This is a genomic window from Metabacillus idriensis, from assembly GCF_009674765.1.
GTDB classification, from domain to species: Bacteria; Bacillota; Bacilli; order Bacillales; family Bacillaceae; genus Bacillus_P; species Bacillus_P idriensis.
This window is the reverse complement of the sequence record NZ_WKKF01000007.1, coordinates 77,598-93,294: the sequence shown is the minus strand read 5'-3', so window position 1 is coordinate 93,294 and position 15,697 is coordinate 77,598. Positions and strand designations below refer to the sequence as shown.

At 41.2% G+C, this 15,697-nt stretch carries 16 protein-coding genes; 1 reads left to right on the top strand and 15 read right to left on the bottom strand.

Annotation, left to right across the window (positions count from 1 at the left end; genetic code table 11):
- Positions 1 to 6: 6 nt before the first annotated feature.
- The 6 genes from yqfC to rpsU all read right to left on the bottom strand — a co-directional run bounded on the left by yqfC (position 7) and on the right by rpsU (position 4,156).
- A complete protein-coding gene (yqfC, locus tag GJU41_RS18510) occupies positions 7 to 294 on the bottom strand; it encodes a sporulation protein YqfC (RefSeq protein ID WP_070875432.1) in 288 nt (95 codons plus the stop codon).
- Between the two features lie 47 nt (positions 295 to 341).
- Entirely contained in the window at positions 342 to 806 is a 465-nt protein-coding gene (locus GJU41_RS18505) for a hypothetical protein (protein ID WP_154319244.1), read from the bottom strand.
- Positions 807 to 834: 28 nt separating this feature from the next.
- Complete coding sequence (floA, locus tag GJU41_RS18500; protein ID WP_070875430.1) at positions 835 to 1,827, bottom strand: flotillin-like protein FloA; 993 nt, start codon at positions 1,825 to 1,827, stop codon at positions 835 to 837.
- A gap of 16 nt (positions 1,828 to 1,843) precedes the next feature.
- Positions 1,844 to 3,169: an NfeD family protein gene (locus tag GJU41_RS18495; protein WP_070875429.1), complete on the bottom strand. Its 1,326-nt coding sequence runs from the start codon at positions 3,167 to 3,169 to the stop codon at positions 1,844 to 1,846.
- A 353-nt stretch (positions 3,170 to 3,522) separates the two neighbouring features.
- On the bottom strand, positions 3,523 to 3,969 hold the full coding sequence (locus tag GJU41_RS18490) for a GatB/YqeY domain-containing protein (RefSeq protein WP_070875428.1): 447 nt from the start codon (positions 3,967 to 3,969) through the stop codon (positions 3,523 to 3,525).
- Positions 3,970 to 3,982: 13 nt separating this feature from the next.
- On the bottom strand, positions 3,983 to 4,156 hold the full coding sequence (gene rpsU, locus GJU41_RS18485; protein WP_015595024.1) for a 30S ribosomal protein S21: 174 nt from the start codon (positions 4,154 to 4,156) through the stop codon (positions 3,983 to 3,985).
- A 209-nt stretch (positions 4,157 to 4,365) separates the two neighbouring features.
- Between rpsU and GJU41_RS18480 the strand changes: the two genes are divergently transcribed.
- Positions 4,366 to 5,310, top strand: a complete 945-nt coding sequence (locus tag GJU41_RS18480; protein WP_154319243.1) for a Na/Pi symporter — start codon at positions 4,366 to 4,368, stop codon at positions 5,308 to 5,310.
- A 191-nt stretch (positions 5,311 to 5,501) separates the two neighbouring features.
- Here GJU41_RS18480 and deoC read toward each other — a convergent pair whose 3' ends face one another.
- The 9 genes from deoC to hemW form a co-directional block, all read right to left on the bottom strand.
- Positions 5,502 to 6,173 carry a deoxyribose-phosphate aldolase gene (gene deoC / locus GJU41_RS18475; RefSeq protein ID WP_070875426.1) on the bottom strand — a complete coding sequence of 224 codons (672 nt, stop codon included), beginning with the start codon at positions 6,171 to 6,173 and terminating at the stop codon, positions 5,502 to 5,504.
- A 181-nt stretch (positions 6,174 to 6,354) separates the two neighbouring features.
- The gene (gene mtaB, locus GJU41_RS18470; RefSeq protein ID WP_154319242.1) at positions 6,355 to 7,713 is read right to left on the bottom strand and encodes a tRNA (N(6)-L-threonylcarbamoyladenosine(37)-C(2))-methylthiotransferase MtaB; all 1,359 of its coding nucleotides are present in this window, start codon (positions 7,711 to 7,713) and stop codon (positions 6,355 to 6,357) included.
- Between the two features lie 5 nt (positions 7,714 to 7,718).
- A complete protein-coding gene (locus tag GJU41_RS18465) occupies positions 7,719 to 8,474 on the bottom strand; it encodes a 16S rRNA (uracil(1498)-N(3))-methyltransferase (RefSeq protein WP_070875424.1) in 756 nt (251 codons plus the stop codon).
- Positions 8,475 to 8,487: 13 nt separating this feature from the next.
- Positions 8,488 to 9,426, bottom strand: a complete 939-nt coding sequence (prmA, locus tag GJU41_RS18460; protein WP_070875423.1) for a 50S ribosomal protein L11 methyltransferase — start codon at positions 9,424 to 9,426, stop codon at positions 8,488 to 8,490.
- Between the two features lie 20 nt (positions 9,427 to 9,446).
- The gene (gene dnaJ, locus GJU41_RS18455) at positions 9,447 to 10,559 is read right to left on the bottom strand and encodes a molecular chaperone DnaJ (protein WP_070875422.1); all 1,113 of its coding nucleotides are present in this window, start codon (positions 10,557 to 10,559) and stop codon (positions 9,447 to 9,449) included.
- A gap of 218 nt (positions 10,560 to 10,777) precedes the next feature.
- Complete coding sequence (gene dnaK, locus GJU41_RS18450) at positions 10,778 to 12,604, bottom strand: molecular chaperone DnaK (RefSeq protein ID WP_070875421.1); 1,827 nt, start codon at positions 12,602 to 12,604, stop codon at positions 10,778 to 10,780.
- Between the two features lie 24 nt (positions 12,605 to 12,628).
- Entirely contained in the window at positions 12,629 to 13,222 is a 594-nt protein-coding gene (gene grpE, locus GJU41_RS18445) for a nucleotide exchange factor GrpE (protein ID WP_263596935.1), read from the bottom strand.
- Between the two features lie 84 nt (positions 13,223 to 13,306).
- The gene (gene hrcA, locus GJU41_RS18440; protein ID WP_070875420.1) at positions 13,307 to 14,335 is read right to left on the bottom strand and encodes a heat-inducible transcriptional repressor HrcA; all 1,029 of its coding nucleotides are present in this window, start codon (positions 14,333 to 14,335) and stop codon (positions 13,307 to 13,309) included.
- Positions 14,336 to 14,511: 176 nt separating this feature from the next.
- Positions 14,512 to 15,663 (bottom strand): radical SAM family heme chaperone HemW, encoded by a 1,152-nt coding sequence (gene hemW / locus GJU41_RS18435; protein ID WP_070875419.1) that lies wholly within the window; start codon positions 15,661 to 15,663, stop codon positions 14,512 to 14,514.
- Between the last annotated feature and the right edge of the window lie 34 nt (positions 15,664 to 15,697).

Sequence of the window (15,697 nt, the reverse complement as noted above, 5' to 3'; positions counted from 1 at the left end):
CTATATTCATGATTGCTCTAAGTAATTAACTTGATCGATTTTCCCCTGCAGAAGGATTTCTTCGGGCAAAATCGCTTTTATAACAAAGGCCTCGCCTTTAATCTGAAGCTGTCCCTGTTTAAGCAGAAGCCGCAGTTCATTATCTGTAAAAGTGAGCAGCCCTCTATGATTTTCAATATAAATATGTATTTGGCCGATCATCGTGATACGGGGAAGATCCATCATGACATCCTGGGGTATTTCTACTGTTCGTGAGATCCATTTCGCTACTTGCTGTCGCCATTTTTTCGCCATAAAAAAGAACCCCCTCTCATCTCATATGTATGAGCAGAAAGGGGGTTCTAACACTTCTTTTTTAAACTCGGCTTTTTTGTAGAAGGATGAGGCTTTTTAGATCTGGGCGAACCAAGAATTTCACTCCAGATAAAACCTTGAACGACATTATCCTTATTGATGACATGGTTTGCTTTCGTGCGCTCTGGCTGACTGATTTTAGAAACAGTCACAATTTCCGATTTAATTTCATCAGATGCTGAGCCAATTTCATTTCCAAGCTCGCTCGAATCCGTTTTTGCTGCCTGGTATCTGGATTCAATTGTTTGAATCGCTTCCTTCATGCGTTCTTTAGCCGGCTGCTGATCTGCGGTCTGATCAATTGAAGGGACAGGCGCAGCGGGTGCAGGTTTTTCTTTTTGCCTCCGCTGTTTTTGTCTTTCCTTCTTTTTTTTGCCGAATAAGGATGATAATACAAAGATCAGGCCCGCAATGACTAATGGATTGCTAAGAATAAAATCTACAAATTCCATTCTTCAGCACCTCCTTTTCGAGCTTTTACTATTTATTATCATGATCCGGCTGATCTTTTGATAACTTTCCGATTGAATCTCTCATATCTGTATCGGCATTTATATTCTCAAAATTCATGTAGTCCATTACACCAATTTTTCCATTTCGCAATGCTTCAGCCATTGCAAGCGGAACCGTTGCTTCCGCTTCCACTACTTTCGCTCTCATTTCCTGCGTTTTTGCATTCATTTCCTGCTCAAGAGCGACCGCCATGGCACGGCGTTCTTCAGCTTTAGCCTGGGCAATCTTCTTATCTGCCTCAGCCTGATCGGTCTGTAAGATGGCTCCGATATTTTTGCCGATATCAACGTCCGCTATGTCAATCGACAGAATTTCAAAAGCAGTTCCAGAATCTAACCCTTTATTTAACACCGTTTGAGAAATCATATCAGGATTCTCAAGGACTTTTTTGTGATTGCCGGAAGAACCGATTGTACTGACGATTCCTTCACCTACACGGGCAATAATCGTTTCTTCACCTGCGCCACCGACTAACCGTTCGATATTTGCACGGACCGTGATGCGGGCTTTAGCCTTCACTTCAATTCCGTCCATCGCTACACCGGCGATAAATGGCGTTTCAATAACCTTAGGATTTACACTCATTTGAACGGCCTCTAAAACATCCCGGCCAGCAAGGTCAATGGCTGCGCATCGTTCAAAAGACAGCTCGATATTCGCGCGTTCTGCAGCAATTAAGGCATTAACTACGCGGTCAACATTTCCTCCTGCTAAATAATGACTCTCAAGCTGATTAATCGTTACACCAAGTCCAGCTTTATGCGCTTTAATTAATGGATTAATGATTCGGTTTGGGCTTACGCGTCGAAGCCTCATTCCAATAAGGGTGAAGATGCTGATTCGAACACCTGCAGCAAGTGCTGAGATCCACAGCGTAATCGGTACAAATGTAAATAAAACACCTATTAATATAACTCCAATAACAATTAAGCCCAATGTTAATAGCAATGACGGATCCATTGTACTCCTCCTTGTATTAAAGGATTTCTCTCACAACAACACGAGAGCCTTCAACTTTAACAACTTTTATTTTTTGATCTTTAGTAATATACGTGCCTTCTGTCACAACATCGATTCGTTCATCGTCGATGAGTGCTGTTCCAGATGGCCTCATTGACGTGAGGGCAATGCCAGTTTTTCCGATCAGCTCAAGACGGTTCCGGTTTGAAACATACCCGCTTTCAGTATTTGTAGAATCACGCAAGATCAGTTTTTTAAATATATTCATACGTTTTCCAAACACCTTTACAAATATGATGGCTGCCGTTACGGCAACGAGTAGTGCCACACCTAATGAAAATGCCATATATGCAATATCATCAGTTGCGATGAAAAAGCTTAATAGGATCGCTCCAAACCCAATAAAGCCTATTATTCCGCCGGGAACAAAAAACTCAGCGGCCACCAGAATTAATCCAACTATGAACAAAATCACAGTTTCAAGCCCAGCCAGCCCCGCAATATAATGCCCGTAAAAGAACAGGAACAGCGCGGATAGGCCCATGAAGCCCGGCAGCCCAAAGCCAGGACTGTATAATTCAACGATAAGTCCCAGACTTCCAATCGAAAGCAGAATCGGAATCACAATAGGATTTGTCACAAATCTTGCTACTTTTTCAGCGAAGCTTACTTCAATATCAATCACTTCAGCAGAACTTAAGTTCAGTTCTTTTAACAAACTGTCCAGATTTTCGGCAATACCTTCTGCATAGTTTACCTCAACTGCCTGCTCTGCAGTCAATGTCAATAAATCACCCTTGCCTGCCCCAAACTCAGGAAGGTCAACATCAGGGTCAGCCATCGCAAGTGCATATTTTGAATCTCTGTTATTCTGTTCCGCTGATTCTTTCATTTCAGCCAGCCAGAGAGATTCCGCTTTTTTATCAGCCGTATTGCCCTCGAGATCAATAATTGCCGCAGAACCCATCTTGGCTCCAGGGACCATGTAAATCTGGTCAGCATTTAAGGCAATATAAGCTCCAGCCGATAATGCCCGTCTGTCAATAAAAGCGGTTACAGGGATTTCTGATGCTCTTATTGTGTCCGCGATTTCAAGTGCTGCATCAACCGCTCCGCCCGGAGTATTTATATCGAGAATAATGTGGTCAGCATTTTCAGCTCTTGCTTCCTTAAAAGATCTTTTAATAAATTGTGACAATCCTTTTTCAACGGTTTCTTCAATTGGGATGACCGCCACCTTTTCAGAATGATTATCTGCAGCGGGCATATACGCGCTGCCGAACAAAGAAAGAAACAAAACACACCCAAATAATATGTGAAATAACCGGTTATGATTTCCCATCAATTGAATCGCAAGCCCCCTTTCAATCGTAAGCTTTAACAGTAATACGTTTCAACTTAAGTATAGGTTTCGTTTTTATGAAAAATTCTTAAAAGAAAAGCGGAACCGCCCGTTTAGCTCCGACAGGCAGAAAAGGCTCAGACTGGAAAGTCCGGGTTTGACTTTTCAGGCTGAGACGTTCTGACCGAGGAGTTAGGAGGTGTAGCTGGACAATGTGTGAAGCAGAATACCAGCCAGATCTGACATAATAGATAAGAATTCACTCCAAAATAATTGTTAAAGCTAACTTATGATTTTTCCATTAAGACATTAAAAAACACCTTGTTCAAATGAACAAGGTGTTTTCCGTCTTTTTATGATAGCTGTCCAGCTACAGTTTTATTGACAAGCGCGCCATCAGCCTTACCTTTAACTTTAGGCATGATCGCAGCCATAACTTTACCCATGTCTGCTTTAGAAGTTGCGTTTACTTCTGCGATTGTTTCTTTCACAATAGCTTGAAGTTCTTCTTCTGAAAGCTGTTTTGGCATGTATACAGTTAAAATATCAAGTTCAGCCTGTGTCTTTTCAACTAAATCTAAGCGATCAGCTTTACTGAATTCCTGGAGGGAGTCTTTACGTTGCTTTAATTCGCGAGAAAACACAGTCAGTTCCTCTTCAGCAGACAACTCCTGTTTACCCAGCTTGATGCCTTCATTTTGTAATGAGGCTTTCACCATGCGGATAACAGCCAGTTTGTCCTTCTCTTTGTTCTTCATCGCTTGTTTCATATCTTGATTCAAACGCTCAAGAAGACTCATAAATCCACCCTCTTTAGAATTTGCGTTTTCTAGCAGCTTCAGACTTTTTCTTACGTTTTACGCTAGGTTTTTCATAGAATTCGCGCTTTCTAGCTTCTTGTATAGTACCGCTTTTTGATACTGTACGTTTGAAGCGACGAAGAGCGTCCTCAAGCGACTCGTTTTTACGAACGACCGTTTTTGACATTCTTATTCCCTCCCTCCGAATACAACCAATCGACATCATCTGTTTAATAAACATGTTTAAAGTAAACATGTACTTTGCAATTATAATATAACGTTTCTCAGAGGTCAACTTATATAAGAAAAAGTTCTTAAATTCGTTCATTTGACCGGTAGATTTTTGTCATGCTGCCGTGCGCTTGTCCATATATTTTTAAAATAAGAGGTGATTTGATGGGTGCTGCAGGCTTTTTCTTGCTTTACTTGATTGTCTTTTTAGCGGGTATGCATTTACTGAAAAAAGGCCTGTCTATTCTATCCGGACATGCGATGAGAAACTGGATTTATGCTTGTATTAATCATCCCGTCAAAGCTTTTATGGCGGGAATCATTTTTACGGGGATCCTGCAAAGCAGTTCAGCTGTGATGGTCATCGTTATTGGTCTAGTTTCAGCAGGAGTCATCTCGTTTAAACAAACGATTGGAATTATTCTTGGAACGAATATCGGATCTACTTTTACGACCCAGCTAATCACATTGGATATTGGATCATTGATTCTTCCGCTTTTCATTATTGGGTTTCTATGTTTTTTTATGGGAGTTGTGTTAAAAAAGGAAGCGCTGATTCGAATGTGTGCAGCTTTTATGGGACTCGGGGCACTTTTTTCAGCGATGTCTGGGTTTGGCCGGCTTGCTTATCCTCTATCCCAATTGGGGCTTGTAAACGAGTTATTGCTGTATACAAATGAACACTCTTTTGCAGGAGTCATCAGCGGGACGCTTCTAACGGCAATTATTCATTCGAGTGCAGCGACTGTAGGCATCATTATGAGTTTTTTAAATGCAGATATCCTTACGCTCAGTGCAGGCATTGCTTATGTTCTTGGAGCAAATATCGGCACATGTATTACAGGATGGATGGCAGCCGCCGCCGCAAATCAAGAAGCAAAGCTGACAGCCTATGCACATATATGGGTAAATGTTATAGGTGCAGCCGCATTTTACCCTTTCATTTCAGTCTGCAGTGCAGCTGTTCAAAATCTATCTTCGCAGCCGGACTTGCAGCTTGCTCATTTCAGTTTGATTTTTAATGTCATCAGTTCACTTGCATTGCTTCCCTTTGCAAATGCATTCGGCAGTTTCGTTGTTTCATTTTCAACATTTTTTAGCGGGAAATAAGAAAAGCACCAGTTTAGCGCAGGCAGACAGATAAGGATCCGCCACTAAAGGCGCTTTTTGCCTTTAATGGCGGATCCGTTCTGGCCGAGGAGTTTGGCGATTCCGCTCGCCATCGAAGCGCAAAATTTTATACTTTCTTATCTTTAAAAAAAGACTGCCGAAAAAATTTCAGCAGTCTTTATAGTCTGGTATTAATAATCAGAGTTTGAAACTTCACCTTTGACGATTGAAATTCCAGCACTTGCACCGATGCGTGTTGCACCAGCTTCAACCATTGCGAGCGCTCCTGCGCGGTCACGGACACCGCCTGAAGCTTTCACTCCAACATCAGGTCCTACTGTTTTGCGCATAAGAGCGATATCCTCTACAGTTGCTCCCCCAGTTGAAAAACCAGTAGAAGTTTTAACAAAATCCGCTCCAGCTTTAACTGATAATTCGCAGGCTCTTACTTTTTCTTCATCAGTTAAAAGACATGATTCAATGATTACTTTAGTAAGCGCTTTTCCTTTAGCTGCATCTACAACAGCACGGATATCGCGCTCAACAAGCTCATCATTTTTATCTTTTAATGCGGCGATGTTGATTACCATATCAACTTCTGTTGCACCTTTTGCGATTGCATCTTTTGTTTCAAATGCTTTTGTTTCAACTGTAGTCGCACCAAGAGGGAAACCGATTACAGTACAAACTTTCACATCTGTTCCTTTTAGTAAAGCAGCCGCTGTTTCAATCCAAGTTGGATTTACACAGACAGATGCGAATTTATATTCTTTTGCTTCTGCACATAATGTTTCGATTTGAGCCTTTGTTGTTTCAGGCTTTAATGCTGTATGGTCAATCATACTGCCAATATTTACTGACATATGTAAGTACCCCTTTTCCATTTAATTAGTCGTCTGACCTCTTACATCTTAACATTTTTTCAAAAAAAATACGAGTATAAACTTAATTTACGCAAGCAAAATAATTTTAAACATCTTTTTTAAAGAAAGGGAGGTTCCTGATTTTTTAAGAAAAATAAAAAACCCGGTCTGATCGACCAGGTTAAGAGATGTTTCGCATGCTTTCTGCTGCAGGTTCTTCTTCCATCACACGTACAAACTGTCCTTCTGAATATGGATAGCCAGCTTTAGTAATTTTCACTTTCACAATTTTCCCGACCATTTCTTCTGTTGCAGGGAAAACAACTTTCAGGTAATTATCCGTATAACCGACATAAAGTCCGCTTTCAGGATCTTCTTTGTAGAGTTCTTCTGGAATAACCTCCAGAACTTCATCTTCATATACAGATGCGTATTCTTTCGCAAGCTGATCAGAAAGGGCGATCAGCTGATGAACACGTTCATTTTTGACGTCCTCATCTACTTGATCTTCCATTCTTGCAGCAGGCGTGCCAGTCCGTTTTGAATAAGGGAAAACATGAAGCTCTGAGAATTTATGTTCTTTAATAAAGTTATATGTTTCCATAAATTCTTCATCCGTTTCACCAGGGAATCCGACGATTACGTCAGAAGTTACAGCAAGTCCCGGCAAAGCTTGTTTCAGGCGCATTAAACGTTCAGCAAAGAATTCCATTGTGTATTTGCGACGCATTCTTTTTAATACAGTATTTGAGGCTGATTGAATAGGAATATGCAAATGGCGGACAATTTTATCTGACTGATCAAGCACTTCTATGACTTCATCTGTAATTTGACTTGCCTCAATAGATGAGATTCTGATGCGCTTTAAGCCGTGAACCTGAGTGTCCAGATCACGAAGCAGCATAGCGAAGTTGTAATCCTTCATGTCTTCGCCGTATCCTCCAGTATGAATACCTGTTAATACGATTTCTTTGTAGCCTGCGTCAACTAACTGCTGAGCCTGTTTAATCACTTCTTTAGGATCACGGGAGCGCATTAAGCCGCGTGCCCATGGAATAATACAGAATGTACAGAAGTTGTTGCAGCCTTCCTGGATCTTCAATGATGCACGAGTGCGGTCTGTAAAAGCAGGTACATCAAGTTCCTCATATACCCGAGCCTTCATAATGTTGCTGACGCCGTTAATAGGCTGTCTTTCATTCTTAAATTGCTCAATATAGTCAAGCATTTTAACACGGTCAGATGTGCCTACTACGATATCTACACCCGGAATCGCCATAATTTCAGCAGGAGACGTTTGAGCATAACAGCCGGTAACACAAATAACGCCATCCGGATTTTTTCTGATTGCACGGCGAATGACCTGCCGGCTTTTTTTATCGCCAGTATTCGTTACTGTACATGTATTTATGACATAAACATCAGCTTTGCTTTCAAATTCAGATCGGCCATAGCCTGCATCCTTGAATAACTGCCAGATAGCTTCTGTTTCATAATGGTTTACTTTACAGCCAAGTGTATGAAATGCCACGGTTGGCATGGTAATCACCTCGATAATTCAAAATAATAAGAAACAGCAGATAAAACATACAGCGGAGCCGTTTCCGTCCGTAAAATTCTCGGCCCGAGCCCGCAGGCTATAAAACCTGCACTCGTCAGCTGTTTTATTTCTTCTTCCGTTAGTCCGCCTTCTGGTCCAAAAACTACAAGAATGGACTGACCTGAATGACTTTCATTTAATGCTTTTGCAAGATTTGCGAGTTCCCCATTTTTAGCGGATTCTTCATATGCAACGATTTTCACATCATATGAAGCAGAAGTATTAATGAGTTCCTTCCAGCTGTATGGTTCAGCAACCTCAGGAATTCTGTTGCGATAGGATTGTTCAGATGCTTCTTTTACAATCTTTCTCCAGCGCTCCACTTTTTTGACTGCTTTTTTTGCATCAAGCTTTACAACGGAACGAGCAGCATTAAAAGGGATAAACGAAGCGGCACCAAGTTCTGTGCCCTTTTGAAGAATCCATTCCAGCTTATCCCCTTTAGGCAGCCCGCTCGCTATCGTGACTGATACAGGGAGTTCATGATCAGCAGTCTGCCATTCGATGATCATGCATACTGCTGTCTCATCATTTACCTCTTCAATCTCACAAAGCGCTGCCTGTCCATCTGACGTACAGCAAATCAGTTTGCTGCCGGGTTTCATACGCATAACACGGGAGATGTGATGAACATCGTCTCCCGTGATTGTAATTCCGGTCGTTAAATTTTCTTTTTTCTCACTTATAAAATAACGCTGCACAGATGAGCACCTCTTATTTCTTTCTTGCGATAAAGGCCACCCAGTCTTCCATAACAACTGTTTCTTCAATCTCAAATCCAGCCTCGATTAAACCGTTTTTAACCTCTGCCTTTTTATTGAGAATGATTCCAGAAGTGATGAACAAACCGCCTTGTTTCAGTAACTGATTTGCATCGTGGACAAATCGCAGAATGACTTCAGCCAAAATATTTGCAACGACTACGTCTACAGGACCTTGAATACCGTTCAGCAAATTATTTTGAGATACTGTGACGGCCTGGTGCACTTTATTTAATTTCGTATTTAAACGTGCGCTTTCAACAGCAACAGGATCTAAGTCCAGTGCCTGAACCTGCTTTGCACCAAGCATTGCAGAAGCAATGCTTAAAACTCCCGATCCTGTGCCGACATCTACTACTAAATCGTGTTCTTTTACAGACCGTTCAAGCGCCTGAATACAAAGAACCGTTGTAGGATGAGTCCCTGTGCCAAAAGCCATCCCAGGATCAAGCTCAATAATGAGTTCATCAGAATGGACCGGTGTATAAGTTTCCCATGTCGGCACAATCGTAAATCGCTCAGAAATCTTTACGGGATGATAATATTTCTTCCACGCAGTTGCCCACTCTTCATCATTTACTTCACTTATTGAGATATCATTTTTCCCTAAATCGATATCATGAATAATCAGGTTATTTACAGCTTCTTTAATCTCCTCTACGGTTTCGCCAAGGAAACTGTTTACCGGCAGGTATGCCTTAATAATAACACCTTCATCAGGATAATCATCAGAATTGAGGTGGTAGATTTCTCCATAAACACTTTCGCGCTCTTTTAATAGATCCATTTGATCTTCTATGACGACACCGCTCGCTCCGGCCTCATGCAATATATTCGAAATTGGTTCTACCGCTTCTTGTGTTGTATGAATACTTAACTCGGACCATTTCATTCTACCAGCTCCACTTCTGTTTATTCACCCTTGAATGCACGCTTCACTTTATCAAAAAAGCTTTCTTCGTGCTCATCTGGTCTTCCCCCGCTCATTTCAGCGAATTCGCGAAGAAGCTCTTTTTGTTTTTCTGTAACATTAGTAGGCGTTAATACACGAACGATAATGTGCTGATCGCCCTGTCCGTACCCTCTCACATTGGCGACACCTTTTCCCTTCATGCGGAATTTTGTGCCCGTTTGTGTTCCGGCCGGTACCTTCAGCTTCACTTTGCCGTGCAGAGTAGGCACTTCAATTTCATCGCCTAAAGCGGCCTGTGCAAATGTAAGCGGCATTTCACAGTAGATATCGTCTCCGTCTCTCTCAAAGAACTCATGAGATCTAACTTGGAATACTACATATAAATCACCGCTTGGCCCTCCATTAAATCCTGGCTCCCCTTGTCCGGAAACTCTAAGCTGCTGGCCATCATCGACTCCAGCTGGAATTTTAACGGAAATCTTTTTGCGTTTTTGAACTTTGCCTGCTCCTCCGCACGTTGAACATTTATGCTTGATCATTTTGCCTGTTCCGCTGCAATGATGACATACGCGGCGGTTGACAATTCTGCCGAATGGCGTGTTCTGCTCAACATTCAGTTGTCCTGATCCGTTACAATGTTTACATGTTTCCGGTTTAGTTCCAGGCTTTGCTCCAGAACCGTCACATGTATCACATGTTTCTTCACGCGGAATTTCAATGGTTGTATCCTTGCCGAATACGGCATCTTCAAAGGACAGAGTCATTGTATACTGAAGGTCAGCACCTTGTCTTGGCGCATTTGGGTCACGTCTTCTTCCGCCGCCAAAGATTGAACTGAAAATATCGTCAAATCCGAATCCTCCGCCAAAGTCAGATCCTCCGAAGCCCTGGTTAGGATCAGTATGTCCAAATTGGTCATATTGCGCACGCTTCTGATCATCAGTCAGAACCTCATAAGCCTCTGAAATTTCTTTGAATTTATCGGTTGCATCCGCATCTTTGTTGATATCAGGATGATATTGTTTAGAAAGCTTGCGGTACGCTTTTTTCATTTCATCCTTTGTCGCGCTCTTACTTACTCCAAGCACTTCATAGTAATCACGCTTGCTCATAATTTCTCACTCCCGAATTCTCACATAAAGTAAATTGTATCACTCGTTTTAACCTGATTGCAAGATATTGTTTACGTATAGAAGGTGTTTTCATACCCATAATCTATTCATTCTTTTCTGAAAAGTCTTTTCTTTCTTCATGAAAAAAAGTCAAAGTCAAGACAAGCCTGACTTTGACTTTCCTTATGCGGGATGAAGTCACTCATTACCGCTCAGTATTATTTTTTGTCGTCGTTTACTTCTTCATATTCAGCATCAACTACGTTGTCATCTTGTTTCGCGCCTGCTGCACCTTCAGCACCTTGCTGCTGTTTTGCAGCTTCTTCATACAATTTCATTGATAATTGCTGAACGATTTCTTGAAGCTCATCTTTTTTTGTTCTGATTTCTTCAAGCTCATTTTTCTCAATAGCAGCTTTTAAAGCATCTTTTGCTTCGTTCGCTTTTGCAACGTCAGCTTCGTCAACTTTACCTTCAAGATCTTTCAGAGTCTTTTCAGTTGTGAAAACCAGCTGATCTGCTTCATTGCGAAGTTCAACTTCTTCTTTGCGCGCTTTATCCGCATCTGCATTTTCTTCTGCTTCTTTTACCATGCGTTCGATTTCTTCATCACTTAAACCTGTTGAAGATTTAATTGTGATTGTTTGTTCTTTGTTTGTGCCTAAATCTTTTGCACGAACATTTACGATACCGTTTTTATCAATATCGAATGATACTTCAATTTGCGGAACTCCGCGCGGAGCCGGAGGAATATCCGTTAATTGGAAACGGCCTAATGTTTTATTATCTGCAGACATTGGACGCTCACCTTGAAGAACATGAATGTCTACAGCTGTTTGGCTGTCAGCAGCCGTTGAGAATACTTGTGATTTGCTTGTTGGAATCGTCGTGTTGCGTTCGATTAACTTTGTGAATACGCCGCCCATTGTTTCAATTCCAAGTGAAAGTGGTGTTACGTCAAGTAATACAACGTCTTTCACATCACCAGTGATAACGCCGCCTTGAATTGCTGCACCAAGTGCTACAACTTCGTCCGGGTTAACACCTTTTGATGGCTCTTGGCCAAGCTCTTTTTTGATTGTTTCTACAACAGCAGGAATACGAGTAGATCCGCCGACAAGGATTACTTTATCAATTTCATTTTTAGTAAGACCTGCATCTTTAAGTGCCTGGCGAACAGGACCCATTGTTCTTTCAACTAATTCAGAAGAAAGTTCTTCGAATTTAGCACGTGACAATGTTACTTCCAAGTGAAGAGGTCCAGCTTCTCCAGCTGTGATGAATGGCAATGAAATCTGTGTTGAAGATACACCAGAAAGATCTTTCTTAGCTTTTTCAGCAGCATCTTTCAAGCGCTGAAGAGCCATTTTGTCTTTTGAAAGGTCGATGCCGTTTTCTTTTTTGAATTCTGAAACAAGATAATCAATGATTACTTGGTCAAAATCATCTCCGCCAAGACGGTTGTCTCCAGCTGTTGAACGAACTTCAAATACTCCGTCTCCAAGTTCTAAAACGGACACGTCAAATGTACCGCCGCCTAAATCGTAAACAAGAATTGTCTGATCTTGGTCTGTTTTATCTAAACCGTAAGCAAGTGCTGCTGCAGTTGGTTCGTTGATAATACGCTCAACTTCAAGTCCTGCAATTTTACCTGCATCTTTAGTTGCCTGACGCTCAGCATCATTGAAGTATGCCGGTACTGTAATAACAGCTTTTGTAACAGGCTCGCCTAAATAGTCTTCTGCATATGCTTTTAAGTGCTGAAGGATAATTGCAGAGATTTGCTGAGGAGTATTCTCCTTGCCTTCTACCTCTACTTTATAGTCCGTTCCCATATGTCGTTTGATGGACATAATAGTGTTTGGGTTTGTAATAGCCTGGCGTTTTGCTACTTCACCAACCTGGCGCTCGCCATTTTTAAATGCTACTACTGAAGGAGTTGTGCGGTTGCCTTCTGCATTTGGAATAACCTTAGGTTCTCCGCCTTCTAATACTGCAACACATGAGTTTGTTGTACCTAAATCGATGCCGATAATTTTCCCCATCGTAGAAACCTCCTAATATGTAAGTTATTGATTCACTTTAACCATTGCTGGTCTGATAATGCGGTCTTTCAATTTGTAGCCTTTTTGGAATTCTTCAATGACAACATTGGATTCATATTGATCATCTTCCACCTGCATAACTGCCTGATGAAGATGCGGGTCAAACGGCTGCCCTTCTGCTTGAATGGCTTCAATGCCTTCATTTTGCAGCGCCTGAACCAGCTGGCGATAAACCATATCCATTCCCTGTAGTAAGGATTGTGTTTTTTCGTCATCCGTATCTATTTTTAACGCTCTTTCAAAGTTATCAAGAGCTGGCAGTATTTCGGTTATCAGATTTTGAGAACGATATTTTTGGGCAGCCTCAAGATCAAGACGTGCTCTTCTTCTGAAGTTATCTAGATCTGCCTGTACGCGGTACATGCGGTTTTCAGTTTCACTAAGCTTGGCTTCAAGTTCATCAATCTTAGCTTTGGCTGCTGTTAACTCATCAGATTCCTGCGCTTGTTCAGCTTGTGTATCAGAATCCGTTGATTCGCCCTCTTGGTTTATCAACATTTCTTCTTGTTTTGAAGCTGTTTCATTTTCTTTTAAGCTTTCTTTTGCGTCGTTAGTCAATTTCTTTCACCTCCCTTAAAGTGCAAAGCCATGGAAAGGGAGCGGAAAACAATTTTCCACTCTCTTACAATATGGACAATGTTTTTATGAGTGATACAGATTTGTTAATGCTTTGGACATATCTTTTGTGACTCTCTGCAGCAGACTGATTACTCGGGAATATTCCATGCGTGTCGGTCCAAGAACGGCAATCCGCCCTATTTGTTTATTATCAACAGAGTAGGTTGCTGTAATCAGACTGCAGTTTTCCATTGCAATGTTCTGATTTTCTTTGCCGATTTTAATCGTAATTCCTGAATCATAGGCCTGCAGAATGTTATATAATTCCTGCTCTTCCTCAATCATTGTCAAAAGTGTTCTGACACGCGTGATATCATTGAATTCCGGCTGGCTTAACATATTTGTTTTCCCGCCGAAGTATATCTTTTCATTTGCGTTCATCGTGAATGTTCCAGAAAGAACTTTCATGATGGAGTCATAGTTTTGAATATGATTCCTCAGCAAGTTTACTATTTCTTTGTATATTTTGTCATGCAATTCGACAATCGGGACGTTAAATAATCGCTCATTTAATATGTTAACCATTTTCTCAATATCCTGGGGATCAATTGTTCCCGGAAAAGAAATGGTTCTGTTTTCAACATGGCCCGTATTTGTAACAATAATTGCAACAGCTGTATCTTCACTGATTGGAACAATCTGAATTCGTTTCAGCCGATTTTCGTTTACTTTAGGACCTAAAATAATTGACGTGTAATTCGTTAAGTCCGAAAGAATCTGAGCAGATTTCTGCACTACTTTTTCAAGTTCGAATATACGCTCTGCAAAGACAGACTTAATCGTAACAACATCCATATTAGTCAGTTTCTGCGGAGCAAGCAAGTGATCCACATAATAGCGGTACCCTTTCTCCGACGGAACTCTGCCCGATGAACTGTGGGTCTTTTCAATAAAACCCATTTCTTCAAGGTCTGCCATTTCATTTCTGATTGTTGCAGAACTGAATGTGATCGATTCCTTCTTAGAAAGAGTTCTCGAGCCGACCGGCTGAGCAGATTGAATAAAATCATCAACAATGACCTGAAGTATTAAAAGCTGACGATCTGTTAACATTATCATCACCTCTGTTAGCACTCTGTATGCGTGAGTGCTAAATCTATAATAAAAAGTATCAAATCAAACGTTAATTGTCAATTATTTAGATTAAATTCCCCATGAGTTTTAGGTAAATGATTTGAGAAAAGAAAAACAAAAAGACACGCGCAAAAACGCCGTCTTTTATGTTTACCCTATTCAGCAGGCACAACACCTAAAAACGCCTGAAAAACTTCATTTCCCAGCAATTTCCCCTGGTGCGTGAGTGAAATGGAATCCTGTCCATCATTTAACAGGCCTTTTTCAGTTTGTTCCCGGATCTGCAATCCAAAAACATTTGCAATAGGTACGCCGAACTTATCGGCAAATCTCTTTTTACTGACTCCGGCAGATTTACGTAAACCAAGGAAAAGTTCTTCTTCCATCTTTTCAGCTTCTGTTACTTGATGCTCATTCAGATAGGGAAATCCAGTTTCTTCAATCAGCTGCATATATTTTTTCAGCGGACCTGCATTTGCCCGTCGGATATTGCCTGTGTAACTGTGCGCTCCCGCTCCGATTCCGTAGTACTCCTCATTATTCCAATACGTAAGATTATGTCTGCTTTCATAACCCGGAAGGGCAAAATTGCTGATTTCATATTGATGAAAACCATGCTGTTCCATCTCTTCCATGAGATATTCATACATGACGGCTTCATCTTCCTGAGGCGGAAGAATCAGTCTGCCTTTAGACATTAAATTATAAAAAACCGTTTTGGGTTCAACAATGAGAGAATACGAAGAATAATGCTGAACATCAAGGCCAAACGCAATCTTCAGGGAATCTCTGAAATCATGGATTGTCTGCCCGGGCAGCCCGTACATCAAGTCTATGCTTATATTGTCAAAGCCTGCTTTTTTGGCAAGCTCAATGCTTTTCATGACATCAGCCGAACGGTGAGTGCGCCCGATTTTTTCAAGCAGACTATCGTTAAATGTCTGCACGCCAAAACTCAGGCGGTTTACTCCAAGGTCTTTCATCACCTTTAACTTTTCATATGAAAGGTCACCAGGATTCGCTTCTACTGCAAATTCATGTAAAGAAGGAGATGGCTTAAACTCCTCATTTATTGCTATCAGGAGCTTTTCCATTTGTTTTTCATTTAAAGCAGTGGGTGTGCCTCCGCCTATAAAAATTGTTTCAAGAGAATCTGACGGGTATTTTATAAGAGTGTTTTTCATTTCCATTTGCATGCTGTCAAGGTACTCATCAACTGGCTGATTTTTTAAAAAGACCTTGTTAAAGTCGCAATAATGACAGATCTGCTCGCAAAAAGGAATGTGAAGATATGCAGCTTTGACCATTTTTCTCACCTTCTAATAAAGAAGCCGCAGTGCG

Excerpts from the sequence above, each read along its gene's own strand:
- yqfC (WP_070875432.1), bottom strand. The coding sequence starts at position 294 with ATGGCGAAAAAATGGCGACAGCAAGTAGCGAAATGGATCTCACGAACA.
- GJU41_RS18505 (WP_154319244.1), bottom strand. The coding sequence starts at position 806 with ATGGAATTTGTAGATTTTATTCTTAGCAATCCATTAGTCATTGCGGGC.
- GJU41_RS18480 (WP_154319243.1), top strand. The coding sequence starts at position 4,366 with ATGGGTGCTGCAGGCTTTTTCTTGCTTTACTTGATTGTCTTTTTAGCG.
- GJU41_RS18490 (WP_070875428.1), bottom strand. The coding sequence starts at position 3,969 with ATGAGTCTTCTTGAGCGTTTGAATCAAGATATGAAACAAGCGATGAAG.
- hrcA (WP_070875420.1), bottom strand. The coding sequence starts at position 14,335 with ATGTTAACAGATCGTCAGCTTTTAATACTTCAGGTCATTGTTGATGAT.
- prmA (WP_070875423.1), bottom strand. The coding sequence starts at position 9,426 with ATGAAATGGTCCGAGTTAAGTATTCATACAACACAAGAAGCGGTAGAA.
- floA (WP_070875430.1), bottom strand. The coding sequence starts at position 1,827 with ATGGATCCGTCATTGCTATTAACATTGGGCTTAATTGTTATTGGAGTT.
- GJU41_RS18495 (WP_070875429.1), bottom strand. The coding sequence starts at position 3,169 with ATGGGAAATCATAACCGGTTATTTCACATATTATTTGGGTGTGTTTTG.
- rpsU (WP_015595024.1), bottom strand. The coding sequence starts at position 4,156 with ATGTCAAAAACGGTCGTTCGTAAAAACGAGTCGCTTGAGGACGCTCTT.
- dnaJ (WP_070875422.1), bottom strand. The coding sequence starts at position 10,559 with ATGAGCAAGCGTGATTACTATGAAGTGCTTGGAGTAAGTAAGAGCGCG.
- hemW (WP_070875419.1), bottom strand. The coding sequence starts at position 15,663 with ATGGTCAAAGCTGCATATCTTCACATTCCTTTTTGCGAGCAGATCTGT.
- mtaB (WP_154319242.1), bottom strand. The coding sequence starts at position 7,713 with ATGCCAACCGTGGCATTTCATACACTTGGCTGTAAAGTAAACCATTAT.
- deoC (WP_070875426.1), bottom strand. The coding sequence starts at position 6,173 with ATGTCAGTAAATATTGGCAGTATGATTGACCATACAGCATTAAAGCCT.
- dnaK (WP_070875421.1), bottom strand. The coding sequence starts at position 12,604 with ATGGGGAAAATTATCGGCATCGATTTAGGTACAACAAACTCATGTGTT.